The 24,209-nt window shown below is 69.2% G+C and carries 21 protein-coding genes; 4 read left to right on the forward strand and 17 right to left on the reverse strand.

Annotated elements, in window-relative coordinates; translation table 11 throughout:
• Positions 1-13: 13 nt before the first annotated feature.
• The 3 genes from atzF (at position 14) to helR (ending at position 5,267) form a co-directional block, all read left to right on the forward strand.
• A complete protein-coding gene (gene atzF, locus ACFWYS_RS40920) occupies positions 14-1,678 on the forward strand; it encodes an allophanate hydrolase (protein ID WP_384780976.1) in 1,665 nt (554 codons plus the stop codon).
• A gap of 152 nt (positions 1,679-1,830) precedes the next feature.
• The gene (locus tag ACFWYS_RS40925; protein ID WP_384780979.1) at positions 1,831-3,087 is read left to right on the forward strand and encodes a glycosyltransferase; all 1,257 of its coding nucleotides are present in this window, start codon (positions 1,831-1,833) and stop codon (positions 3,085-3,087) included.
• Positions 3,084-5,267: an RNA polymerase recycling motor ATPase HelR gene (gene helR / locus ACFWYS_RS40930; RefSeq protein ID WP_384780982.1), complete on the forward strand. Its 2,184-nt coding sequence runs from the start codon at positions 3,084-3,086 to the stop codon at positions 5,265-5,267. Before ACFWYS_RS40925 ends, helR begins: the two co-directional genes overlap by 4 nt.
• A gap of 11 nt (positions 5,268-5,278) precedes the next feature.
• On the opposite strand, the gene ACFWYS_RS40935 is transcribed toward helR, so the two are convergent.
• The 11 genes from ACFWYS_RS40935 to ACFWYS_RS40985 all read right to left on the reverse strand — a co-directional run bounded on the left by ACFWYS_RS40935 (position 5,279) and on the right by ACFWYS_RS40985 (position 16,764).
• On the reverse strand, positions 5,279-8,131 hold the full coding sequence (locus tag ACFWYS_RS40935; protein WP_384780985.1) for a DEAD/DEAH box helicase: 2,853 nt from the start codon (positions 8,129-8,131) through the stop codon (positions 5,279-5,281).
• A gap of 129 nt (positions 8,132-8,260) precedes the next feature.
• The gene (gene tatC, locus ACFWYS_RS40940) at positions 8,261-9,214 is read right to left on the reverse strand and encodes a twin-arginine translocase subunit TatC (protein WP_384780988.1); all 954 of its coding nucleotides are present in this window, start codon (positions 9,212-9,214) and stop codon (positions 8,261-8,263) included.
• Between the two features lie 46 nt (positions 9,215-9,260).
• On the reverse strand, positions 9,261-9,548 hold the full coding sequence (gene tatA / locus ACFWYS_RS40945) for a Sec-independent protein translocase subunit TatA (protein WP_384780991.1): 288 nt from the start codon (positions 9,546-9,548) through the stop codon (positions 9,261-9,263).
• A gap of 258 nt (positions 9,549-9,806) precedes the next feature.
• On the reverse strand, positions 9,807-10,001 hold the full coding sequence (locus tag ACFWYS_RS40950) for a hypothetical protein (RefSeq protein WP_384780994.1): 195 nt from the start codon (positions 9,999-10,001) through the stop codon (positions 9,807-9,809).
• A 20-nt stretch (positions 10,002-10,021) separates the two neighbouring features.
• Entirely contained in the window at positions 10,022-10,315 is a 294-nt protein-coding gene (locus ACFWYS_RS40955) for a hypothetical protein (protein ID WP_384780997.1), read from the reverse strand.
• 57 nt (positions 10,316-10,372) lie between these two features.
• The gene (locus ACFWYS_RS40960) at positions 10,373-11,401 is read right to left on the reverse strand and encodes a helix-turn-helix transcriptional regulator (protein WP_384781000.1); all 1,029 of its coding nucleotides are present in this window, start codon (positions 11,399-11,401) and stop codon (positions 10,373-10,375) included.
• 19 nt (positions 11,402-11,420) lie between these two features.
• Positions 11,421-12,374, reverse strand: coding sequence for a helix-turn-helix transcriptional regulator (locus ACFWYS_RS40965; RefSeq protein WP_384781003.1), 954 nt, complete (start codon positions 12,372-12,374; stop codon positions 11,421-11,423).
• 166 nt (positions 12,375-12,540) lie between these two features.
• Positions 12,541-12,912, reverse strand: coding sequence for an FKBP-type peptidyl-prolyl cis-trans isomerase (locus ACFWYS_RS40970; protein ID WP_384781006.1), 372 nt, complete (start codon positions 12,910-12,912; stop codon positions 12,541-12,543).
• 64 nt (positions 12,913-12,976) lie between these two features.
• Positions 12,977-13,978, reverse strand: a complete 1,002-nt coding sequence (locus tag ACFWYS_RS40975) for an FKBP-type peptidyl-prolyl cis-trans isomerase (protein WP_384781009.1) — start codon at positions 13,976-13,978, stop codon at positions 12,977-12,979.
• A gap of 155 nt (positions 13,979-14,133) precedes the next feature.
• Positions 14,134-15,495 carry a Pup--protein ligase gene (gene pafA, locus ACFWYS_RS40980; protein WP_053192758.1) on the reverse strand — a complete coding sequence of 454 codons (1,362 nt, stop codon included), beginning with the start codon at positions 15,493-15,495 and terminating at the stop codon, positions 14,134-14,136.
• A gap of 9 nt (positions 15,496-15,504) precedes the next feature.
• On the reverse strand, positions 15,505-16,764 hold the full coding sequence (locus ACFWYS_RS40985; RefSeq protein WP_384781013.1) for an MFS transporter: 1,260 nt from the start codon (positions 16,762-16,764) through the stop codon (positions 15,505-15,507).
• A gap of 99 nt (positions 16,765-16,863) precedes the next feature.
• Between ACFWYS_RS40985 and ACFWYS_RS40990 the strand changes: the two genes are divergently transcribed.
• Positions 16,864-17,880 (forward strand): LacI family DNA-binding transcriptional regulator, encoded by a 1,017-nt coding sequence (locus tag ACFWYS_RS40990; RefSeq protein ID WP_384781017.1) that lies wholly within the window; start codon positions 16,864-16,866, stop codon positions 17,878-17,880.
• 80 nt (positions 17,881-17,960) lie between these two features.
• Here the strand turns inward: ACFWYS_RS40990 and prcA are convergent, their stop codons facing one another.
• The 6 genes from prcA to arc form a co-directional block, all read right to left on the reverse strand.
• Positions 17,961-18,731 (reverse strand): proteasome subunit alpha, encoded by a 771-nt coding sequence (gene prcA / locus ACFWYS_RS40995; RefSeq protein ID WP_384781020.1) that lies wholly within the window; start codon positions 18,729-18,731, stop codon positions 17,961-17,963.
• A 59-nt stretch (positions 18,732-18,790) separates the two neighbouring features.
• Positions 18,791-19,636, reverse strand: coding sequence for a proteasome subunit beta (gene prcB / locus ACFWYS_RS41000; protein WP_384781023.1), 846 nt, complete (start codon positions 19,634-19,636; stop codon positions 18,791-18,793).
• Positions 19,588-20,100 carry an endonuclease VII domain-containing protein gene (locus tag ACFWYS_RS41005; RefSeq protein ID WP_384781026.1) on the reverse strand — a complete coding sequence of 171 codons (513 nt, stop codon included), beginning with the start codon at positions 20,098-20,100 and terminating at the stop codon, positions 19,588-19,590. The genes prcB and ACFWYS_RS41005 overlap by 49 nt, the downstream gene beginning before the upstream one ends.
• 129 nt (positions 20,101-20,229) lie before the next feature.
• Positions 20,230-20,448, reverse strand: a complete 219-nt coding sequence (locus ACFWYS_RS41010) for a ubiquitin-like protein Pup (RefSeq protein ID WP_019757212.1) — start codon at positions 20,446-20,448, stop codon at positions 20,230-20,232.
• A gap of 189 nt (positions 20,449-20,637) precedes the next feature.
• Positions 20,638-22,149: a depupylase/deamidase Dop gene (gene dop, locus ACFWYS_RS41015; RefSeq protein ID WP_384781029.1), complete on the reverse strand. Its 1,512-nt coding sequence runs from the start codon at positions 22,147-22,149 to the stop codon at positions 20,638-20,640.
• 245 nt (positions 22,150-22,394) lie between these two features.
• Positions 22,395-24,161 carry a proteasome ATPase gene (arc, locus tag ACFWYS_RS41020; protein WP_384781032.1) on the reverse strand — a complete coding sequence of 589 codons (1,767 nt, stop codon included), beginning with the start codon at positions 24,159-24,161 and terminating at the stop codon, positions 22,395-22,397.
• Positions 24,162-24,209: the final 48 nt, after the last annotated feature.

Genomic DNA, 24,209 nt, shown 5'->3' on the forward strand with positions numbered 1-24,209 from the left:
CAAGGAGCACTGCATGTCCACCGCCCTCCTGCGCGTCCGCGCCGCCTACGCCCGCATCGAGGCCGTGGACCGCCCCGAGATCTGGATCGACCTGCGTCCGCGGGAGGAGGTCGAGGCGGAGGCCCGGCTGATCGACGAGCGGGTGTCCGCCGGAGAGCGGCTTCCCCTCACCGGGCGCCTGTTCGCGGCGAAGGGCAACATCGACGTCGCGGGCCTGCCCACGACCGCGGGCTGCCCGTCGTACGCCTACTTCCCTGGGGCCGACGCCCCGGTCGTCGCCCGTCTCCGCGCGGCCGGGGCGATCGCGCTCGGCACCACGAACCTGGACCAGTTCGCGACGGGCCTGGTCGGCACCCGCTCCCCCTACGGCGCCGTCCGGGGCGCCCACGACCCGTCCAGGATCAGCGGCGGTTCCAGTTCCGGCTCAGCCACGGCGACAGCGCTCGGCATCGTCGACTTCGCGCTCGGCACCGACACCGTCGGCTCGGGCCGGGTCCCGGCCGCCTTCAACGGCATCGTCGGCCTCAAACCGACCCGCGGTCTCGTCCCGACGCGGGGCGTCGTCCCGGCCTGCGCGTCCCTCGACTGCGTCACGGTGTTCGCGCGGACGCTGCCGGAGGCCGAGCAGGCCCTGTCGTTCATGGCGTCCCCGCCCGGCCGCGCCCTGCCCCTGCTCCCCCAGCGCACACCGGGACCGTGGCGCGTCGCGGTCCCGCCCGCGCGGCAGCTCGGCGAGCTGGACCAGGGCTGGGCCGAGGCGTACCAGGCAGCGGTACGGCAGCTGCGCGCCGCCGGCGCCGACATCCGCACCGTCGACCTCACCCCCTTCACCGAGGCCGCCGCCCTGCTGTACGAGGGCGCCTTCGTCGCCGAGCGCTACACGGCCGTGGGGAGCTTTGTCGACAAGGCGCTGGCGGCGGGCGACGACACCCTCGATCCCACCGTCGCCGGCATCATCAGCCGCGCCCGCGACATCCCGGCCCACCGGCTCTTCGCCGACCAGGACCGGCTGGCCGCGCTGCGTGCCCGCGCAGAGGCCGAACTCGCGGACGCGGACGCCCTGTTGCTCCCGACGACGCCCGGCCACCCCACCCTCGCCGAGGTGGCCGCCGACCCGGTGGGGGCCAACGCCCGCCTGGGCCGTTTCACCAACTCCACCAACCTCTTCGACCAGGCCGCGGTCGCCGTCCCCGCCGGTGAGGTGAACGGCCTGCCCTTCGGCGTGATGCTGATCGGCCCCGCGTTCACGGACGAACGGCTGGCCCGGATCGCCGCCCTGCTCCGCCCCGAGGTCCGTCTCGCCGTGGTCGGCGCCCACCTCTCGGAGCAGCCCCTCAACCCCCAACTCCGCGCTTTGGGCGCCCAGTTGGACCGTACGACCGCCACGGCGCCGGTGTACCGCCTGCACGCCCTGTCCACGACGCCGCCCAAGCCGGGCCTGGTCCATGTCGGGGCCGGCGGAGGGGGTGCCGCGATCGAGGCCGAGGTGTGGCGGCTGCCGGCCGAGGGGCTGGGGCGGCTCCTCGCCGAGCTGCCCCGTCCGATGGCGCTGGGCCGGGTGGAGCTGGCGGACGGCAGCCATGTCCCGGGGTTCCTGTGCGAGCCGGCGGCGCTCACGGATGCCGAGGACATCACGTCGTACGGGGGCTGGCGGGCGTATCTCGCGGGTGGCCGCTGACGAACGGGGCCGGAAAGCAACAAGGGCAAGGAGGTCACCCCACTCCTTGCCACTCTCAACTTATAGCGCACTGGGGGGCTTGCGGCAAGGCCCCCGTCGTACCGCAGAATCTCCGGCCGTAGGCGGAATTCGCGGAAGGCGGGGGTCACACAGTGCGGGTGTTGTTGTCGACGTACGGGTCGCGCGGGGACGTCCAGCCGATGGCGGCGCTGGCGGTGCGGTTGCGGGAACTCGGCGTGGAGGTGCGGGTGTGCGCGCCGTCGGACGAGGAGTTCGCGAAGCTGCTGGCCCGTGTCGGGGTGGAGCTGGTCCCGGCCGCCGACCCGGTGCGCACGCTGGTGACCGGGACGAAGACGCCGACGCCGGAGGGGCTGCCGCGGCGGGCGGCGGCGTTGGCCGCAGCGCAGTACGAGGTGGTCGCCGCGGCGGCCGAGGGATGTGACGCGGTGGTGGCGACCGGCCTGGTCCCGGCCGTGGCGGGGGCGCGGGAGGTGGCCGCCGATCTGGGCATCCCCTTCGTGTACGTCGCCTGCTTCCCGACCATGCTGCCGTCGCCGCACCATGCCCCGCACCCGCTGCCCGGCCGTCCGCTCCCCGCGGACGTGACCGACAACCGGGCGCTGTGGGACTTCAACGCCCAGAGCTTCAACACCCTGTACGGCCCGGGGATCGACGCTCTGCGGGAGTCGGTCGGCCGCCCGCCGGTGGACGACGTCATCAGCCATGTCTTCACCGACCGTCCGTGGCTGGCGGCGGACCCGGTGCTGGGCCCTTGGCAGGAGCCGGCGGACCTCGGTGTCGTGCAGACCGGCGCCTGGATCCTGCCGGACGAGCGCCCGCTGCCGGCCGAACTGGTGGAGTTCCTGGAGGCCGGTGCGCCGCCGGTGTACGTCGGCTTCGGCAGCATGCCCATGCGGGAGTCGACGGATGTCGCCCGGGTGGCCGTCGAGGCGGTCCGCGCGCAGGGCCGTCGTGTGCTCGTCGGACGCGGCTGGGCGGACCTGGCGCTGATCGACGACCGGGACGACTGCTTCGTCGTCGGCGACGTCAGCCACCAGGCGCTGTTCCCCCGCGTGGCCGCCGTCGTCCACCACGGCGGCGCGGGCACGGCCACGACGGCCGCCCTGGCCGGGGCACCTCAGGTGGTGGTCCCCCAGCTGGTGGACCAGCCGTACTGGGCGGGCCGGGTGGCCGAGCTGGGCATCGGCGCGGCACACGACGGCCCGACGCCGACCTTCGAGTCCCTGTCGGCCGCCCTCAAGGTGGCCCTGACCCCCGAGACCAGTACCCGAGCCGCCGCCGTCGCCGCCGCGATGCGCACCGACGGCGCGGCGACGGCGGCGAAGCTGCTGCTCGAACTGATCGGCCGGGAAACGCGCCCCACCGCAGATCGGAGCCACTCTCTGTGAACCCCCTGACCACCAGCGCCTTCGCCCTGCCCGACCGCCTGTCCGCCAAGGCCGACCCGGCGCTGATCGCCGACGACGAGCGGTACTTCGCGGCGCTTGGGGAGTGCCTGGAGCAGTCGATCGCCGAGGTGTCCGATCTGCTCGACGCCGCACGCAGGGCGCCCGGCGGCCTGGGCCGGCACGCCATGGACCGGGACACCGAGGTCCACCGGCTGACCGCGCGTCTGCGCGCACTGCGCCGCTTCGGCCTGGACCTGTGCCTGGGCCACATGGTCGGCGCGGACGACGCCGAGCCCGTGTACATCGGACGGCTCGGCCTCACCGACCGCGAGGGCCGCCGGCTGCTGGTCGACTGGCGTTCCCCCGCGGCCGAGCCGTTCTTCGGCGCCACCCACGCCAACCCGATGGGGCTGGCGAGCCGCCGCAGGTACCGCTGGAGCGACGGCCGGATCGGCGACTACTGGGACGAGGTGTTCACCCCGGACGGACTCGAACGGCATGCCGCACTGGACGACCAGTCCGCCTTCATCGCCAGTCTGGGCGGCAACCGGTCGCCCCGGATGCGCGATGTGCTCGGCACCATCCAGGCCGACCAGGACGCCATCATCCGCGCGGGATCACGCGGCGCACTCGTCGTGGACGGCGGCCCCGGCACGGGCAAGACGGTCGTCGCCCTGCACCGCTCCGCCTACCTCCTGCACGCCGACCCCCGTCTCGGTCACCGTCGGGGCGGCGTCCTGTTCGTCGGCCCGCACCGGCCCTACCTGGCCTACGTCTCCGATGTCCTGCCCAGCCTCGGCGAGGAGGGCGTGCAGACCTGCATCCTGCGGGACCTCGTCGCCGAGGGAGCGACGGCGGAGGTCGAGGCCGACCCCGAGGTGGCCCGTCTGAAGTCGTCCGCGGAGCTGGTGAAGGCGATCGACAAGGCCGTCCGCTTCTACGAGGAGCCGCCCGCCAAGGGCATGACGGTCACGACCCACTGGTCCGACGTCCGGCTGAGCGCCGGCGACTGGGCCACGGCGTTCGACGCGGCGGAACCCGGTACGCCGCACAACGAGGCTCGCGAGCAGGTCTGGGAGGAGCTGCTCACGATCCTGGTGGACAAGCACGGAGGTGACGCCTCGGGGGACGACGGCGAGGTCTCGACGGAGCTGGTCCTGAGGTCGCTGCGGCAGAACAGGGAGCTGCTCACGGCCTTCAACCGCGCGTGGCCCCTGCTCGAAGCGGCCGACCTCGTCTCGGACCTGTGGTCGGTGCCGGCGTACCTGCGAATGTGCGCGCCCTGGCTGGACCGCGACGACGTCCAGAAGCTCCAGCGCGCCGACCCTCAGGCCTGGACGGTGTCCGACCTGCCGCTCCTGGACGCGGCCCGGCAACGGCTCGGCGACCCGGAGGAGGCCCGCCGCCGGCGCCGGCACGCGAGCATCCTCGCCGCCCAGCGCGAGCGCATGACCCGAGTGGTCGACAACCTCATCGAGGCGACGTCCTCCTCCGGCGCCGACACCGACGACGGCGAGGGCCTGGTGACGATGCTGCGGGGCCAGGACGCCCAGGTCAGCCTGGTCGACGAGTCCGAACTCACCACCACCGACCCGGACCTGCTCGCCGGCCCGTTCGCCCACATCGTCGTGGACGAGGCCCAGGAACTCACCGACGCCGAATGGCAGATGCTGCTGCTGCGCTGCCCGTCCCGGAGCTTCACCATCGTCGGCGACCGCGCCCAGGCCAGGCACGGCTTCACCGAGTCCTGGCAGGAACGCCTGAACCGGATCGGCCTCGACCGGATCGACCTGGCCTCCCTGAGCATCAACTACCGCACACCGGAAGAGATCATGACCGAGGCCGAGCCGGTCATCCGCGCAGCCCTGCCCGACGCGAACGTGCCGACGTCGATCCGCAGCGGTGGCCTCCCTGTCGTCCACGGTTCCGTGTCGGACCGCGACGCGATCCTGGCGGCCTGGCTGGCGACTCATGCCGAGGGGGTCGCCTGCGTGATCGGCGACCCCGGCTTCCAGCCGACGGAACGAGTCCGGTCACTGACTCCGGAGCTGTCGAAGGGGCTGGAGTTCGACCTGGTCGTCCTGGTGGCCCCGGAGAAGTGCGGCGAGGGAATCGAGGGAGCGGTGGACCGCTACGTGGCGATGACCCGAGCGACGCAGCAACTGATCATCCTCCGATGACTTCATGCCTTTCACCCCACCGACGAGTAGGCGACAACCCCTCGCAGCAGCCCCTCCACAGCCTTCCGCGCATTCTTCGCCACAGTCGACCCCTCCACGGGAGAAGCCGCCGAGATCTGCCCCAGCACGTCGATCACCTGCTTGCACCACCGCACGAAGTCCCCGGCCGGCATCTCGGCCTCCCGGAGCACCTCGTCCAGCCCCTTGCCGCTGGCCCACATATACGCGGCCCAGGCAAAGCCGAGGTCGGGCTCACGCTGCCCGACGCCCTCGGTCTGGTTGATCCGGAAATCCTCCTCCAGGGCATCCAGCCGCCCCCAGATCCGGACCATCTCGCCGAGCGCGGCCTTGGCCTTGCCGGACGGCAGCTTCGGAGCCATCGCATCGTCCCCGACCCGCGCCTCGTACACCAACGCCGAGACACAGGCGGCCAGTTCGGCCGGGCCGAGGCCCTCCCACACCCGCTCCCGCAGGCATTCGCTGGCCAGCAGATCGAGTTCGCCGTACAGGCGGGCGAGCCGCTTGCCGTGCTCGGTGACCTCGTCGCCGCGCAGATAGTCCAGCTCGGTCAGGAGCGCGACGATGCGGTCGAAGGTCCGCGCGATGGTGTTCGTGCGGCCTTCGATACGGCGCTCCAGCTGCGAGGTGTCCCGCAGCAGCCGGTGGTAGCGCTCGGCCCAGCGGGCGTGGTCCTCACGGTCGTTGCAGCCGTGGCAGGGGTGCGCGCGCAGGGCCTTGCGCAGCCGCTCGATCTCACGGTCGTCGGCCGCCTGGGAGCGCCGCTTGCGCTGCCGGTCCGGCGAAATGTGCCCGGCCTTGGTGCGCAGCGCGGACGCGAGGTCCCGACGGGACTGCGGGGAGCGCGGGTTGAAGGACTTCGGGATCCGCATCCGCTCCAACGCCTCGACGGGCACCGGGAAGTCGATGGACGCCAGCCGCTTGACCTGCCGTTCGGCGGTCAGGACGAGCGGGCGCGGCCCGTCGTGGTGCTCGAAGCCGCGGTGACCGTTGGACCGCCCGGCGGGCAGCCCGGGGTCCAGCACCAGGGCGAGACCGGCGTACTTGCCGGTCGGCACATGGATGACGTCGCCCGGCTTCAGCTTCTCCAGCGCGACCGCGGCCTCCGCGCGCCGCTGCGCCACCCCCTCCCGGGCCAACTCGTTCTCGCGGTCCTTGAGTTCGCGGCGCAGCCGCGCGTACTCCTCGAAGTCCCCGAGGTGGCAGGTCATGGACTCCTTGTAACCGCTGAGCCCTTCCTCGTTGCGCTGCACCTGGCGCGAGATCCCGACGACCGACTTGTCGGCCTGGAACTGCGCGAAGGACGTCTCCAGCAGCTCACGCGACCGGTGCCGGCCGAACTGCTCGACGAGGTTGACCGCCATGTTGTACGACGGCTTGAAGCTGGAGCGCAGCGGATAGGTCCGGGTGCCGGCGAGCCCCGCGAGGTGCTCCGGGCTCATCCCCCGCTGCCACAGCACCACGGCATGACCCTCGACGTCGATGCCACGCCGCCCCGCACGCCCCGTCAGCTGGGTGTACTCGCCCGGGGTGATGTCGGCGTGCTGCTCGCCGTTCCACTTGACGAGCTTCTCCAACACCACCGACCGCGCGGGCATGTTGATGCCGAGCGCGAGCGTCTCCGTGGCGAACACGGCCTTCACCAGGCCGCGCACGAACAGTTCCTCGACGACCTCCTTGAAGGTCGGCAGCATGCCCGCGTGGTGAGCGGCTATACCGCGCTCCAGGCCCTCCAGCCACTCGTAGTAGCCGAGGACATGGAGATCCTCGGTCGGGATGGAGGCGGTGCGCTCCTCGACGAGCGCACGCACCTTCTCCCGCGCCTCGTCGTCGTTCAGCCGCAGTCCCGCGTACAGGCACTGCTGTACGGCGGCCTCGCAGGCGGCGCGGCTGAAGATGAAGGTGATGGCGGGCAGCAGGCCCTCGGCGTCGAGCCGCTCGATGACCTCGGGACGCCCCGGCGTCCACACCCGGGAGCGCTGTCTGCGCTCCCGCTCCCGGTCGGCCTCGCGCATGGCGCGCCCGCGTCTGCGGTCCTGGTACGACGGCCGCTGGGCCTCCATCCGGGCCAGCCGGGTGAGGTCGGGGTTGACGGCCTTCTTGTGGCCCTCGCCCTCCTCGAACAGGTCGTACATCCGCCGCCCGGCGAGCACGTGCTGGAACAGCGGCACGGGCCGGTGCTCGGAGACGATCACCTCGGTGTCACCGCGGACGGTGTCGAGCCAGTCGCCGAACTCCTCGGCGTTGGACACGGTCGCCGACAGCGAGACGAGGGTGACCGACTCGGGAAGGTGGATGATCACCTCTTCCCATACGGCGCCGCGGAACCGGTCGGAGAGGTAGTGCACCTCGTCCATGACCACATAGCCGAGGCCGAGGAGGGTCTGCGACCCGGCGTACAGCATGTTCCGCAGCACCTCGGTGGTCATCACGACCACGGCGGCGTCGGGGTTGACGCTGTTGTCGCCGGTGAGCAGGCCGACCATGCCGTTGCCGTAACGGCGGCACAGGTCGGCGTACTTCTGGTTCGACAGCGCCTTGATGGGCGTGGTGTAGAAGCACTTCTTGCCCTGCATCAGGGCGAGGTGGACGGCGAACTCGCCCACGATCGTCTTGCCTGAGCCGGTGGGCGCCGCCACCAGCACGCCCTTGCCCGCCTCAAGCGCCTGGCACGCCTCGATCTGGAAGGGGTCGAGGCCGAAGTCGTACATCTCGCGGAAGGAGGCGAGCGCGGTGGCCTGCTCGACAGCGCGCCTGCGTGCTGCCGCGTACCGCTCGGCCGGTGAGAGGTCCTCTGTCATCGTGCTTTCGAGCGTACCGGGCCCCACTGACAACAGGACGATCAATATCCGGATCGCCTCCCCGCAAACCGGGGATCCGCACAGCTCACGGCCGTCCGGCACACGGCCGCCCCGCACGCGACGGCGGCCCGGACCATGCCGTCCGGGCCGCCGTCACATGTGCTCGGGGTCGTCTCAGGTGACGTCGTCGTAACCGTTGACCCGGTCCCGCTCCGATGTCGCCTGCTCGGGCAGCGCACGGCTCGCGGAGACCGTCTCGACCTCGCCGATGTCCTCGGGGGTCAGGTCCAGGTCGGAGGCCTCGTCGTCGGCGGGACCCTCGGCCGCGCGGCGGGCGCGGCGCTTGTCGTTGAGCAGGGCGATACCGGCCGCGGCGAAGTACAGGACCCAGATGGGGCCGGCGAGCGCCAGCATGGAGATCGGGTCCGTGCTGGGCGTGGCGACCGCCGCGAACACCGTGATGCCCATGATCATCCCGCGCCACCAGCCGGCGATCTTCTGGCCGGACAGGACACCGCCGAAGTTCAGCATCACCAGCAGCAACGGCAGTTCGAAGGAGAGGCCGAAGACGACGATCATCCGCATGATCAGATGCAGGAGGTCATCGAGTGGCAACTGGTTGTCGCTGCCGATGATCGAGAATTCGAGCATGACCGACGCCATCTTGGGCAGCGACCAGTAGGCGAAGTAGGCGCCCATGAGGAACAGCGGGAATCCCGCGCCCACGAAGGCCAGGCTGTACTTCTTCTCGTGGCGGTGCAGGCCGGGCGCCACGAAGCCCCAGAGCTGGTAGAGCCAGACCGGGGTGGCCATCACCACACCCGACGACAGGGCGACCGTGAGGGCCAGGGTGAACGGGCTCAGCAGGCCGTTCTGCACGATACGGGCGCACTGGGTGGTATTGGGGTCCTTGGCCAGCTCCGCGAAGCTGTACTCGCATCCCACCGCTCGGAGGATGGGATCCGTGAAGAACTGAATGATGTCCTTGTAGAAGAAGGCCGCGACGATCGTCGTGACAAGGATCGCGAGCAAGCTCTTGACGAGCCGGTTGCGGAGCTCGCGCAAGTGCTCCGCGAGGGGCATCCGCCCCTCGGGATCCTTCTCCTTCTTGCGGGCAGACTTGAGCAACCCACGTCCTCATCTCGTGCGGAGGCCGGAGGCGTCCGGCCCTGCGTCAGCGCTTGGTGGTGTCCGTCGGCTCGTTGACCGGGCGCGAGCTGGTCACGTCGCCGGGGGCGGCCTGGATGGTGCGCTGAGCCGGGGGCTGCTGGTCGCCGGTGTTGTTCGGCGGGTCGGCCGGGGCGGCGGACTTGTCCTCGTCCTTCATCGCCTTGGCCTCGCTCTTGAGGATGCGGGCCGACTTGCCGAGGGAGCGGGCCATGTCCGGGAGCTTCTTGGCGCCGAACAGCAGGATGATGACGACGAGGATCAGAATGATCTCGGTGGGGCCGAGCCTACCCATAGCTGTATACCTTCTTCACCGAGGCGACATGGTCCGAATACCCGGCAGGTCGGACATTCATCCGACCACCGTGCTGCCAGGGATCGTAACGCTCAGGGGTGAACGCAGGACAATCCCTGTGCATACTCCCAGTCCGCGGACCCGCGCCTCGCTCTCGGGCCGCAGTTCAGCAGCGTACCTGGCAGGGGCAGCAGGTTGACAGGGCGAAGTGGCCCAAAACGCACACGGCGAAGGACTCACACCCAATCCTTGAGCGCACTACAGCGAGTCCACAGCCCGGGCCGCGCTGACGGTCGCCCGCTCCAGGTCGTCGGCCGCCCGACTGATGCGTCGGGCCGAGTCCGAGACCTGCCTGCCGAGGCGCTGCGCCTCCAGGAAGACCCGCACGGCGAGCACGCCGAGTACGACGAGACCCAGGAAACCCACAGCTACCGCGAACATCGGCCAGAACATGACGCCGAGCCTAGACCGTCCTACAGCGTGGAGTGCAGCCGCAGGGTGCTGACCCCGCCGCCGGTCAGCAGCTCGACGATCCGCTCCCCGGCCGGCTTGCGGACGGAGGTGCCGCAGTCGGGGCAGGTGAAGGAGTAGAAGGTCGTCCGGCTGGTCGCGCCGATGGCGAGTCTGAGGGCGCTCGCGCCGAGTTCGAAGCTGCCCCGGCAGTCCGGGCAACCGGCCTTGAACACCACGGGGGTGACACTTCTCATCCCCGCGAACGCGGACGCCACCGTCACTTCACGCACCCCGGACGTCGCCGACTCGCTCAAAGCCCTTGCTCCCGCCTGTCGCACTGCTGGTCCGACTGCCTGCCCAATTGCCTGACCCTACTGTCCGTCACGCACCGGGTGCGCCCCGTGAGCGTCCTGTGCCTCGATGCCGTCGTACGCCGCCAGCGCCTCGCGGGCCGCCCGGCGGGCGCTGTCGGCCAGCTCGGGCGGCGACACGATCCGGCCGTCGCGGCCGAGCCGGAGCGCCAGGCGCCGCAGCGACGCCGGGTCGGGCGTCCGCAGGGAGATACGCAGCCCGCCGTCGGCAAGCTCATCCGCGCTGTCGTGCGGGTAGTACTCGGCGACCCAGCGCCCGCCCGGACCGACCTCGACGACGACCTCCGGGTCCTCGGCGGCGGGCTGCACCAGCCCCTCGGACAGGTCCCGCAGCTCGATCTCGGGCGGCGCGGCCGGCTCGTCCAGGATCTTGATCTCGGCGACCCGGTCGAGCCGGAAGGTGCGGCGCGCCTCGGAGCGCCGGCACCAGGCCTCGACATAGGTGTGACCGACGCTCACCAGGCGGATGGGGTCGATCTCACGCTCGGTGACCTCGTCGCGGGCCGGCGAGTAGTAGCGGATCCACAGCCGCCGGCGCTCGGAGATCGCCCGGTCGACGTCGGCGAAGACACCGCCCTCGGCCTCGAACGTCACCGACAGCCGGGAACTGGCACCGGCCGCCTCGCCCGCCGCGGCCTCCACCTTCGCGGTCGCCCGCAGCAGTGCCTGCCGGTCGCTCTCCCGCAGCCCGGGCAGTGTGGACACCGCCCGCGCGGCCACCAGCAGCGCGGTCGCCTCGTCGGCGGCGATGCGCAGCGGCTCGGCCGTTTCCGCCCCGAGGGCGTCAGGGTTGTGCCACCAGATGCGCTCGCCGTCGGTGTCGATGTCGAGGAGGTCGCCGCCACGGAAACTGGTGCCGCACATGGGCAGCACATCGAGGTCGGAGACCAGCTCGTCCTCGGAGATCCCGAAGGCACGCGCGACGTCCTCCACGCGGGCACCGGGACGCTCCTTCAGATACGTCACCAGGGAGAGCATCCGCCGGGTCTGGTCGATGGCGTTGACGGGCCTGACCGGTTTGCCTGCCACTGTGTCTTCCCGCTCCCCCTCAGCCCTTGGCCACGGCACGCAGCCGGTCCACCACGTCGGCCCGCAGCTCCGCGGGCTCCAGGACCACCACATCCGGCCCGAACTCCACCAGCCAGGCATCCAGCCCATGGCCGTACGGAATCTCCAACTCGTCCCAGCCGTCCCCGAGTTCCCGCACCGAGGTGGCCTTCGCCCGAAGGGGGTATCCGGCGTCCGTACGCAGCCGGATCAGCGCGGAACGGTCCGCGGTCTCCCCCGCCCAGCTCGCCACGGTCTCCCGCACGGTGACGACATCGGGCACCGGGGCCGTGAAACGGGTGCCGCGCGAGCGCACCTTGCCGGTGATCCGGGACAGCCGGAAGACCCGCTCGGCGCCCCGGTCGCGGTCCCAGCCCGCCAGATACCAGTGGCCGCGCCAGCACTCCAGCGCCCACGGCTCCACATGCCGGGTCTCGGGGCGGGCGGCGGTGGCCTTGCGGTAGTCGAAGACGACCGGACGGCGGTCGCGGCAGGCGAGCATCAGCGGCTCGAACGCGACCTCGTGCACCGGGATACGGGGCTCCAGCGCACCGTGCGCCTCATACGGGTCGACGTCCTCGGGCAGCCCCGCCGCACGCAGCTTCTGCAGGGCGCCGCTGGCCGCGCCCGCCAGCCGGGCCTGCTGCCACACCTTCGCGGCCAGCCCCAGGGCGGCGGCCTCCTCGGCGTCCAGGGCGATCGGCGGGAGGCGGTTGCTGTCGCGGCGGGCCAGATAACCGACCTCGCCGTCGAGGTTCTCCACCGTCTCGATGACCAGGCCGAGCTCGCGCAGATCGTCCTTGTCGCGCTCGAACATCCGGTTGAAGGAGTCGTCGCTGCCCGCTTCGAGATAGGCCTCGATGGACTCACGCAGCTCGCGCTTGCTCAACGGCCGCCGCGTCCCGAGCAGACACAGCGCCAGGTTCATGAGCCGCTCGGCCTTGGCAATGGCCATCGACGCCCTTCGCCTTCCCTATGGTGCTTACGACGGATGACCGTACCGCCCCGCAGTGGCACGGCAAAAGCCGAGGGCCCACGCCCGGACAGGCATGGGCCCCAGGTAGTCGGGACCGGTCGCACGCCGGATCGGGTCCGGTCGTACGCCGATCACGCGCGACGATTCAGACGCCGAGCAGGTCGACGACGAAGATCAGCGTCTCGCCGGGCTTGATCGCCGGGGTCGGGCTCTGGTTGCCGTAGGCGAGGTGCGCCGGGATGGTCAGCTGACGGCGGCCGCCGACCTTCATGCCCTGCACGCCCTGGTCCCAGCCCTTGATGACACGGCCGCCGCCCAGCGGGAAGCGGAACGGCGTACCGCGGTTCCAGCTGGCGTCGAACTCCTCACCCGTGCTGAAGGCCACGCCCACGTAGTGGACGGTGACGGTCTGGCCCTCCTGCGCAACCGCGCCGTCGCCCTCCCAGATGTCCTTGATCTCCAGGTCCGCCGGGGGCTCGCCGCCCGGGAAGTCGATCTCGGGCTTGTCGATGCTCACGTCTTCTGCTCCATGCTTGTTGTGAAAAGGCAACGTTCTCAGTCTTTCATCACCCGGGGCGGTGTCACATCTTCGCCAGGATGTCCACCGAGAACACCAGGGTGGCGCCCTTGGCGATGCCGCTGCCCTGCGGCGGGTTGTCGCCGTAGCCCAGGTCCGGCGGAATGACGATGAGGACCCGGCTGCCGACCTTCTTGCCGGTCAGGCCCTGCGACCAGCCCTTGACGACCTTCTGCAGCGGGAACGACACGAGCTGCTTGTTGGCGTACGTCGAGTCGAACTCCTTGCCGGTGTCCCACTGCAGGCCCTTGTACTGCACGAGCACGGTGTTCTCGGCGCTCACCTCGTCGCCGTCGCCCTCGATGACGTAGTTCGCCACCAGCTTCTTGGGCGGGTCCGACTTGGGGATGTCCAGGGAGGGCGCCTTGCCGTCGGTGTTGGTGCCGACCTTGGGCAGGTCGGTGTTGTCCTGCGCGACCTCGGTGCCCTTGGCAGAGCTCTTCGTGTTGAACGTCTCCTGGATGTCCACCACGAACACCAGCGTGTCGGTGCCCTTGATCCCGGCCTGCGGCTCACCCTGCTCGCCGTAACCCCAGGTCGGAGGCACCGCCATCTGGACGCGGCTGCCGGTCTTCTTGCCCGTCAGCGCATACCGCCAGCCGTCGATGATCCGGCCCTGGGACAGCTGGATGAGCAGGGGCGTCTTACGGTCGTAGGAGTTGTCGAAGACCTTGGCCGTGGCCCAGATCTGACCGAGGTAGTTGGCCTGGATGTAGTCGTTCTCCACGACCGTCGTGCCGTTGCCCGCGATGACCGTCTTCACCGCGAGGTCCTTCGACGGATCGCCGCTGCCCTTGGCGACCGTCGGCTTCTCGTCGAACTTCGTGCCCGCGGTGATCGCCGGCAGCGGACCGTCCACGATCTTCGGCGACGGCGCTGCCGACTCCTGCGGAGTCGACGGCGACGCGCTGTCGCTCGCCTTGCTCGAATCGTCCTTGTCGTCGCCGCATGCGGCGAGCGTGACCATTCCTGCGGGTACGGCAATGAGGAGTGAGCGACGGCGCACGGTGGGGGCCTCGTAATCAGTCGATCTTGTGGATGGCGTGCGCGCAACTCTACGGCGTGAGAAGGGCGCCGTACGGGAAACGTACGGCGCCCGTGTTGCGTTCCGGCAATTCCTGCGGAACCTGACGCTCACTTATGCCGATCACATACGGGTCGTCACATACCCGCGATCAGCTTCTCCACCCGGTCGTCCACCGAACGGAACGGGTCCTTGCACAACACCGTGCGCTGAGCCTGGTCATTGAGCTTCAGATGCACCCAGTCGACGGTGAAGTCCCGGCGCTGTTCCTGGGCCCTGCGGATGAAGTCGCCGCGCAGCCGGGCCCGAGTGGTCTGCGGCGGAACGGACTTGCCCTCGAAGATCTTCAAGTCGTTGCAGATACGCGCCGCTTGACCCTTCTTCTCCAGCAGGTAGTACAGGCCACGACGCCGGTGGATGTCGTGGTAGGCGAGATCTATCTGCGCGACCCGCGGGTGCGACATGGTCATGTTGTGCTTGGCCCGGTACCGCTCGATGAGCTTGTACTTCATCACCCAGTCGATCTCGGTCCCGATCCGGTCGAGGTCCTCCGCCTCGATCGAGTCCAGCGTGCGGCCCCACAGCTCCAGGACCTGCTCGACCGTCCCCGTACGGATGCCGCGGCGCTCACAGAAGTCCACGGCCTTCTCGTAGTACTCGCGCTGCACCTCCAGCGCCGAGGCCTCCCGGCCACTGGCCAGACGCACCTTGCGCCGGCCCGTGATGTCATGGCTGACCTCGCGGATCGCCCGGATCGGGTTCTCCAGGGTCAGATCCCGCATCACCGTGCCCGCCTCGATCATGCGCAGCACCAGATCGGTCGCGCCGACCTTCAGCAGCATCGTCGTCTCGGACATGTTCGAGTCGCCCACGATGACATGCAGGCGACGGTAGCGCTCGGCGTCCGCGTGCGGCTCGTCACGCGTGTTGATGATCGGCCGGGAGCGGGTCGTCGCCGAGGAGACGCCCTCCCAGATGTGCTCCGCGCGCTGGCTGACGCAGTACACGGCCCCGCGCGGGGTCTGCAGAACCTTGCCCGCCCCGCACAGCAACTGGCGCGTGACGAGGAACGGAATGAGGATGTCCGCCAGCCGGGAGAACTCTCCGTGCCGCGCCACGAGATAGTTCTCGTGGCAGCCGTAGGAGTTGCCGGCCGAGTCGGTGTTGTTCTTGAAGAGGTAGACGTCGCCCGCGATTCCCTCCTCGTGCAGGCGTCGTTCGGCGTCCACCAGGAGTCCTTCGAGAATGCGCTCGCCTGCTTTGTCGTGGGTGACCAGTTCGGTCACGTTGTCACATTCGGGTGTCGCGTATTCCGGATGTGAGCCCACGTCGAGATAGAGGCGTGCGCCGTTCCGCAGAAAGACATTGCTGCTGCGGCCCCATGACACGACACGGCGGAAGAGGTACCGCGCCACCTCGTCAGGCGACAGGCGGCGCTGTCCCCTGAACGTGCACGTGACGCCGTACTCGTTCTCCAGCCCGAAAATGCGGCGGTCCATGACTGAACATTACGCCCGATCCCCTGAGCTGAAACGGGGTTCGACAGCACGGTTTGGATCATTTTCCGATGAAGCCGCAACGACCGCACCCCTGCCGGGAGCTGCGAGGACCCGTCCGGTGCCCAGCAGGACCAGCAACGACACGGCCCCCGCGGCACCCGGCACGGCAAACCCCCACAGGGCACCGCCCGCCTCGACGACCGGCCCCGCAAGACCCGTTCCGACCGACGCGCCCACGGTGAACGTCGTCACAAGCCACGAGAAAGCCTCGGTGACCGTCCCACGCGGCGCGTGCCGGTCGACCAGCACGAAGGCACACGCGATGCACGGCGCCAGAAACACACCCGCCAGCACACTCAGCAACGTCATGGCCACCACCCCCGGCATCAGCATCAGCGGCAGGTAACACACCGCCAGAAGCGCCACCAGCACCCGCAGTCGCCGCGCCGGCTCCCCGCCCCACTGCCGCGCCCCGTACACCGTGCCACCCACCAGCGCGCCCAGCCCCAGCCCCGCCATCAGCCAGCCGTACACCGCGTCACCGCCGTTGTCGTCCGCGTACGACACCGCCGCGACCGCGATCGACCCCATCGCCACACCGACGAACAGGAACGCGCCCAGCAGCGCCACCAGCCCCGGCGAACGCAGCGCCCCCAGCCAGTGCGCCTCACGCGGCGCCGAACGCCACGCGCGCGAAGGCGCCGACACGACCACCGACAGCGCGCCCAGCACCCCGACGACGTTCAGCACGAGCAGTGCCGCCTGCGCCGACCACAGTGACGTGCACAGCGTCAGCAGCAAGGGCCCGACGGTGAACATGACCTCCTGCGCCACCGCGTCCATGGCGTACGCCGTGTGCACCTGGTCCTCCTTGGGGAGCACCGACGACCACAGCGCCCGCAGGCCGCCCTCCAGAGGCGGCGTGAACAACCCGGAGGCCGCGACGGCCACGTAGGCGAGCGGCAGCGGGCCGATGCCCACGAACGCGAACACGGCCATCGCCAGCGCCGAGGCGACCGCGGCGGGCAGCTGCACCCTCGGCTGGCCCAACAGGTCCACCAGCCGCCCCAGCAGCGGCTGCCCCACGGCGTTGGCGACCCCGTACACGGCCGCCAGCCCCCCGGCCAGGCTGTACGAACCGCCCTCCGCCCGCACGAACAGCATGATGGCGAGCGCGGCGACAGCGTTCGGCAGCCGGCCCACCAGCGTGCCCACGAGCAACCGGGCGGCATGCCTCGCCCTGAGGATCTCCACGTATGCGCCGGTCATCGGCCGCGCCGCCCCTCCGCTGAAGTTTTACGTATAACGTCGTCCGTCATACGTACCATGTGCGCTGTTCACGAGTCCAGACGAAGGAGTACGCCGACGGTGGCACACGGCAGCACACGCCCCACCAGCCGGGACGTCGCCCAAGCCGCGGGCGTGTCCCAGGCCGCGGTCTCCCTCGTCCTCGGCGACAAATGGCGCGGCCGCGTCTCCGAGGCCACAGCCGAACGCGTACGCCAGGCAGCCCGCGAACTCGGCTACCGGCCCAACCTCGCCGCCCGCAACCTCCGCCTCGGCCGCACCCGCACCGTACTCCTCGTCGTCCCCGCCCTGACCACCGAATTCTTCGCCGGCGTCTACACCGGCGCCGCCCGCGTCGCCGCCCAGCACGGCTTCGGAGTCGTCCTCTACCCCTCCCCCGAAGGCATCGGCCCCGCCCGCGACCCCTTCGCCTCCGCCCAGGCCGCCCTCGACGGCGTCATCGCCTCCTCCATGGCCGCCGACGCCCTCACCGCCATCCGCGGCGACCAGCTTCCCCTCGTCATGCTCGACAGCAACCCCGAAGGCAGCCTCGGCGCCGCCACCGTCAACCTGGACATCGCCGACGGCGTACGACAGGTCGCCGAACACCTGCTGAGCCTCGGCCACCGCCGCATCCTCCACCTCGCCGCCGACGTGGCCTCCTGGACCTTCGAGGCACGCGCGCGTGAGCTGGCCGCACGGATCGGCGCGGTACCCGGCACCTCGCTCCTCACGGTCAGCGCCCCCATCTCCATCGACGGCGCCCTCACCGCCACCATGACCGCGCTGTCCGCCAAGGGCCCCCGCCCCACCGCCATCGTCTGCGACGACGACAAACTCGCCGCCGGCGCCTACAAAGCCGCACGCCGCCTCGGTCTGCGCATCCCCGACGACATCTCCGTCACCGGCCTCGACGACCTCGCCCTCGCCACCGCCATCGACCCCGAACTCACCACCGTCCGCCTCGACGCCGAACTCTTCGGTGAACGGGGCATGCAAGCCCTCCTGGCGGTCCTGGAAGGCCGTGCACCGGAAGCGGGTGACATTCCCGTCGAGCTCGTCGTACGAGGCTCCACAGCGCCGCCCAGCGCCCCCTGAGAGCCACCACCAAAAGCCCTGTGCCCCGGCCGAAAGATCGGGCCGGGGCACAGACTGAGAACTGAAACTGGACCTGGGGGCTACTCCTCGGAACTGTCCGAATCCTCGGAGCTCTCGCCGTTCTCGGCACTCTCCGCCTCGGTGGCCGCCCCACCGGCCTCCAGCAGCCGATCCAGCTGACGGCCGACGATGCGCTTGAACTTGCGCGACTGCGGACGCGTACGGTCCAGCACCGCGACCTCAAGCCGCTCCGCGGGAATCTCCCGCTGCGAACCGTTCGACTCACGGGACAACGCCTGCACAGCGAGCTTCAGAGCCTCCGCGAGAGTCATACCGTCCTGATGACGCTGATCCAGATAATTACTGATCAGCTCGGCATTACCACCGACAGCGACCGAACCGTGCTCATCCACGATCGACCCGTCATGCGGCAACCGATAGATCTGGTCACCCTCCGGCGTCACACCCACCTCGGCCACGACCAACTCCACCTCATACGGCTTCTCGGCCGCCGAGGAGAAGATCGTGCCCAGCGTCTGTGCATAGACATTCGCCAGACCACGCGCGGTCACGTCATCACGGTCATAGGTGTACCCACGAAGATCGGCATACCGCACACCGCCGATCCGCAGGTTCTCGTACTCGTTGTACTTACCGGCCGCCGCGAAGCCGATCCGGTCATAGATCTCGCTGAACTTGTGCAGCGCACGGGACGGGTTCTCGCCGACGAACACGATGCCATCGGCATACTGCAGCACGACCAGGCTGCGACCACGGGCGATGCCCTTCCGGGCGTACTCCGCCCGGTCGGCCATGGCCTGCTGGGGTGAGACATAGAACGGCGTCGACACCGGTTATCCGTCCCTTTCTGTCGAAGTCACAGGATCACCTTGGTAAGACCGAACCGCCGCTACAGCAGCGCGGCCCGCGGGCCGTCGGGCTGCTGCAGACGCCGCTCCAGGATCGAACGGGCGATCTCGGAGGACTCGTCATCGCCGAGCCGACGGAAACCGTCATCGGTGATCACCGTGACGATCGGGTAGATCCGGCGGGCGACATCGGGACCACCGGTCGCCGAGTCGTCGTCAGCCGCGTCATACAGGGCCTGCACCACCAACGTCGTGGCCTCGGGCTCGCTCAGGTCATCACGGAACAGCTTCTTCATCGCACCACGCGCGAAGATCGAACCCGAGCCGGTGGCGGCGTACCCCTGCTCCTCGGAACGACCACCCGTGACGTCGTACGAGAAGATCCGCCCCTTCTCCCGGTCGACGTCATACCCGGCGAACAACGGCACGACCGCAAGCCCCTGCATCGCCATGCCCAGGTTGGACCGGATCATGGTCGACAACCGGTTCGCCTTGCCCTCCAACGACAGCTGCGCACCCTCGACCTTCTCGAAGTGCTCCAGCTCCAGCTGGAAGAGCTTGACCATCTCGACGGCGAGACCGGCGGTGCCGGCGATACCGACAGCGGAGTACTCGTCGGCGGGAAACACCTTCTCGATGTCCCGCTGGGCAATCACATTCCCCATGGTCGCCCGCCGGTCACCGGCCAGCACGACTCCCCCCGGGAACGTCACCGCCACGATCGTGGTGCCGTGCGGCGCCTCGATCACGCCCTGCGTGGGCGGCAGTTGACGCTTCCCGGGCAGCAGCTCCGGCTGATGCTCCGACAGAAAGTCCATGAACGAGGACGACCCAGGCGTCAGGAAGGCAGCTGGTAGACGCCCGGTGCTACGAGTGTTGGCTTCCACGCGATTCCTTCCAAGTAAGCGGCGGCCCGGCGGACGGCGTCGGGATCGTCTCCCAACTTGCCGATGGCCGAATTGCAGTTGAAGCACAGTACGCCACGGACCCTACCCGTCTTGTGGCAGTGATCCACATGGACGGCTGGAGCCTTCAGACAGATCACGCAGAGCCCCATCTGAGAGGCGATCATCTCGTCGCGTTCGGCTTCGGTGATGCCGTAGTGCCGCTTGAGATGGCCCGCCCGCCCCTTTATCGCCTTGCACGACTTGCAGAGCGTCGCGAAGCCGTCCGAAGCGCTGCGATTCCGCGTCCACTCACTGTGCGGTTTGATCTTGCCGCACGTGCGGCAGTACTTGTGGCCTGCGGGCACGTCCACTCGCGGCCGCACGTTGCGCCCCTTGGCCACCTGCCGTGCCTGGTGGTACGCCGACGCGCACTCCCGGCAGTAGACCTGCAGCCCATCACGCATCGCCTTGTTCCTTGCGAAGGCTGTCCGAGGCTTGTCCTCCTCGCACCGCGGACAGCGCTTCACACCTTGATCTTCTTGCACTCAATACCCCCGCTAGCCGCGAACCTTCGATTCGAAGGAAAATGCGGCTTACTGCCCACCTTTTTGCACGAAGGAGCGAACGAAATCCTCTGCGTTCTCCTCGAGCACATCATCGATTTCGTCGAGGACAGAGTCCACGTCATCCGACAACTTCTCCTGGCGCTCCTTGAGGTCCTCGGAAGCCTGCGTCTCCGCCGCCTGCTCCTCGACCTCCTCAGTAGAGCGCGTGGCCTTCTGCTGTCCGCCGCCAGTGTCCTTGGTTGCCATATCCCTCACCCCGCTCAGTTCGCCCGACATGGTCGACAGGTCGGCTTTCCTGCCGATCGGTGATGATCAGACCCTACAAGCCGGGTCTGACATCGGCCCCGTAGTTTCTCCAACGTACGGGGACCACCTCGATGATTCCCGGCGGCCGGGTTTTCCACCCTGTCCGGCCGGTACCTTCCGGGTGTCAGGTCAGCCGCCTGACAGGACCCTGACCAGGTCTTCTGCCGTGCGGCAGCGGTCCAGGAGCTCCTTGACGTGATTTCGCGTTCCGCGAAGCGGTTCGAGGGTTGGAACGCGCTGCAGCGAGTCCCGCCCGGGCAGGTCGAAGATGACCGAGTCCCAGGAGGCGGCGGCGACGTCGTCGGCGTACTGCTCCAGGCAGCGGCCGCGGAAGTACGCGCGCGTGTCCTCCGGCGGTGTCGCCTTGGCCCGCTCGACGGCTTCCTCGTCCAGGAGCCGCTTGATACGCCCACGTGCCGCGAGGCGGTTGTAGAGGCCCTTCTCGGGGCGTACGTCGGCGTACTGGAGGTCGAGGAGGTGGAGCTTGGCGGCGTCCCAGTCGAGGCCGTCGCGGCGGCGGTAGCCCTCCATGAGCTCTCGCTTGGCGACCCAGTCGAGTTCGCCGGCGAGGCTCATCGGGTCGCTTTCGAGGCGGTTGAGGGTGTCCTCCCACCGGCTCAGGACGTCCTTGGTCTGTTCGTCGGCGTCGGCGCCGAAGCGCTCCTCCACGTATTTGCGCGACAGCTCGTAGTACTCCATCTGGAGCTGGACGGCGGTGAGTGTGCGGCCGCTGCGCAGCGTGACCAGGCGCTGCAGGGACGGGTCGTGCGAGACCTGGTGGAGGGTGCGTACGGGCTGGTCGACGGCGAGGTCGACGGCGATGAAGCTGTCTTCGATCATGGACAGGACGAGGGCTGTGGTGCCGAGCTTGAGGTAGGTGGAGATCTCCGAGAGGTTGGCGTCGCCGATGATCACGTGGAGGCGGCGGTACTTCTCGGCGTCGGCGTGGGGCTCGTCGCGGGTGTTGATGATCGGGCGTTTCAGGGTGGTCTCCAGCCCCACCTCGACTTCGAAGTAGTCGGCGCGCTGGCTGAGCTGGAAGCCGTGTTCGTGGCCGTCCTGGCCGATGCCGACGCGGCCGGCTCCGGCGAAGACCTGGCGGGAGATGAAGAAGGGGGTGAGGTGGCGCACGATGTCGGAGAAGGGGGTTTCCCGCTTCATGAGGTAGTTCTCGTGCGTGCCGTAGGAGGCGCCCTTGTTGTCGGTGTTGTTCTTGTAGAGGTGGATGGGCTGGGCGCCGGGCAGCTGGGCTGCGCGTTCGGCGGCCTCGGCCATGATGCGTTCGCCGGCCTTGTCCCAGAGGACGGCGTCGCGGGGGTTGGTGACCTCGGGGGCGCTGTATTCGGGGTGTGCGTGGTCGACGTAGAGCCTTGCGCCGTTGGTGAGGATGACGTTGGCCAGGCCGATGTCCTCGTCGGTGAGCTGGCTGGCGTCGGCGGCCTCGCGGGCGAGGTCGAAGCCTCGCGCGTCCCGCAGCGGGTTCTCCTCCTCGAAGTCCCAGCGGGCCCGGCGGGCCCGGTGCATCGCCGCCGCGTAGGCGTTGACGATCTGGGATGAGGTGAGCATGGCATTGGCGTTGGGGTGCCCGGGGACGGAGATGCCGTACTCCGTCTCGATGCCCATTACTCGCCGTACGGTCATGCGGCCCTCCTTGCCCGGCGGCACCCTCGGTCATGGGCGCCGCACAAGTACCGCTGGCGCTCGGTTGCGTGTGCGGTGCCCGTCCCCGCACTGCGCGACTCGGCGGTACGGAAGAGCCTAGAACGCCTTTGCGCTGGTGGGGAGATCATTTGCGTCATTGCCTTGCACGCCTTGTGGTCCGGTGGTGGCCGGAAAAACAGTGGGCTGCGGATACCCGGTGAGGGCACCCGCAGCCGCCCTGTCGTTTACAGGTACTGACCGGTGTTGGCCACCGTGTCGATGGAGCGTCCGGTGTCCGCGCCCTGCTTTCCGGTGATGAGGGTGCGGATGTAGACGATCCGCTCGCCCTTCTTTCCGGAGATCCGGGCCCAGTCGTCGGGGTTGGTGGTGTTGGGCAGGTCTTCGTTCTCCTTGAACTCGTCCACGCATGCCTGGAGGAGGTGGGAGACGCGCAGGCCCTTCTGGTTGTGTTCGAGGAAGTCCTTGATCGCCATTTTCTTGGCGCGGCCCACGATGTTTTCGATCATGGCTCCGGAGTTGAAGTCCTTGAAGTAGAGGACTTCCTTGTCGCCGTTGGCGTAGGTGACTTCCAGGAAGCGATTCTCCTCGGATTCGGCGTACATCTGCTCGACGGCGGTCTGGATCATGCTCTGGACCGTGGTCGTCTTGCTGCCGCCGTGCTCGCCGAGGTCTTCGGAGTGCAGCGGGAGGCGTTCTGTGAGGTACTTGCCGAAGATGTCCTTGGCGGCTTCGGCGTCGGGACGTTCGATCTTGATCTTCACGTCCAGGCGGCCGGGGCGCAGGATGGCGGGGTCGATCATGTCCTCGCGGTTGGAGGCGCCGATCACGACCACGTTCTGCAGGCCTTCGACACCGTCGATCTCGGCGAGCAGCTGGGGGACGATGGTGTTCTCCACGTCCGAGCTGACGCCGGAGCCACGGGTGCGGAAGAGGGATTCCATCTCGTCGAAGAAGACGATGACGGGGGTGCCCTCGCTGGCCTTCTCACGTGCGCGCTGGAAGACGAGGCGGATTTGCCGCTCGGTCTCACCGACGTACTTGTTGAGGAGCTCGGGGCCCTTGATGTTGAGGAAGAAGCTCTTGCCGGCGGCCACTCCGGTCACTTCGGCGACCTTCTTGGCCAGTGAGTTGGCGACGGCCTTGGCGATGAGTGTCTTGCCGCATCCGGGCGGCCCGTAGAGCAGGACGCCCTTGGGCGGGCGCAGTTCGTGCTCCTTGAACAGGTCCGGGTAGAGGTAGGGCAGCTCGACCGCGTCGCGGATGGCCTCGATCTGGCCGCCGAGGCCGCCGATCTGCTCGTAGCCGATGTCGGGGACTTCTTCGAGGACGAGTTCCTCGACCTCGCTCTTGGGGACGATCTCGTAGACGTAGCCGGAGCGGGGTTCGAGCAGCAGGGCGTCGCCGGGGCGGATGTTCACGCCGCGCAGCGGCTCGGCGAGCCGTACGACCCGTTCCTCGTCGGTGTGCCCGAGGACCAGGGCGCGCTCGCCGTCCTCAAGGATCTCCTTGAGGGTGACGATGTCGCCGACGCTCTCGAACTCCATGGCCTCGACCACGTTGAGCGCTTCGTTGAGCATTACTTCCTGGCCGCGCCGGAGGTCGTCGAGTTCGACGCTCGGGCTGACGTTCACGCGGAGTTTGCGGCCTCCGGTGAAGATGTCGGCGGTGCCGTCCTCGTTGGCTTGCAGGAAGACACCGAAGCCGGCCGGCGGCTGTGCGAGCCGGTCGACTTCTTCCTTGAGGGCCACGATCTGGTCGCGGGCCTCACGGAGCGTGTTCGCGAGTCGCTCGTTCTGTGCGGATACGCCGGCCAGGTTTGTCTGCAGCTCGACGATCCGCTCTTCGAGAATCCTCGTGTGCCGCGGAGAGTCGGCGAGCTTGCGTCGCAGGACGGCGATCTCCTGCTCAAGGTAGGCGATCTGCCCGGCCGGGTCCTCGGACCCTCGTCCCGGGCGGATGCCGCGGTTCATGTCGTCGTCGTGGGCTGCCACGGTCCTCACCTCCTCCAAGGGGAGCTGGACGCTTCCAGACCCTACCTG

This window comes from Streptomyces sp. NPDC059010 (assembly GCF_042740355.1).
Lineage (GTDB): Bacteria > Actinomycetota > Actinomycetes > Streptomycetales > Streptomycetaceae > Streptomyces.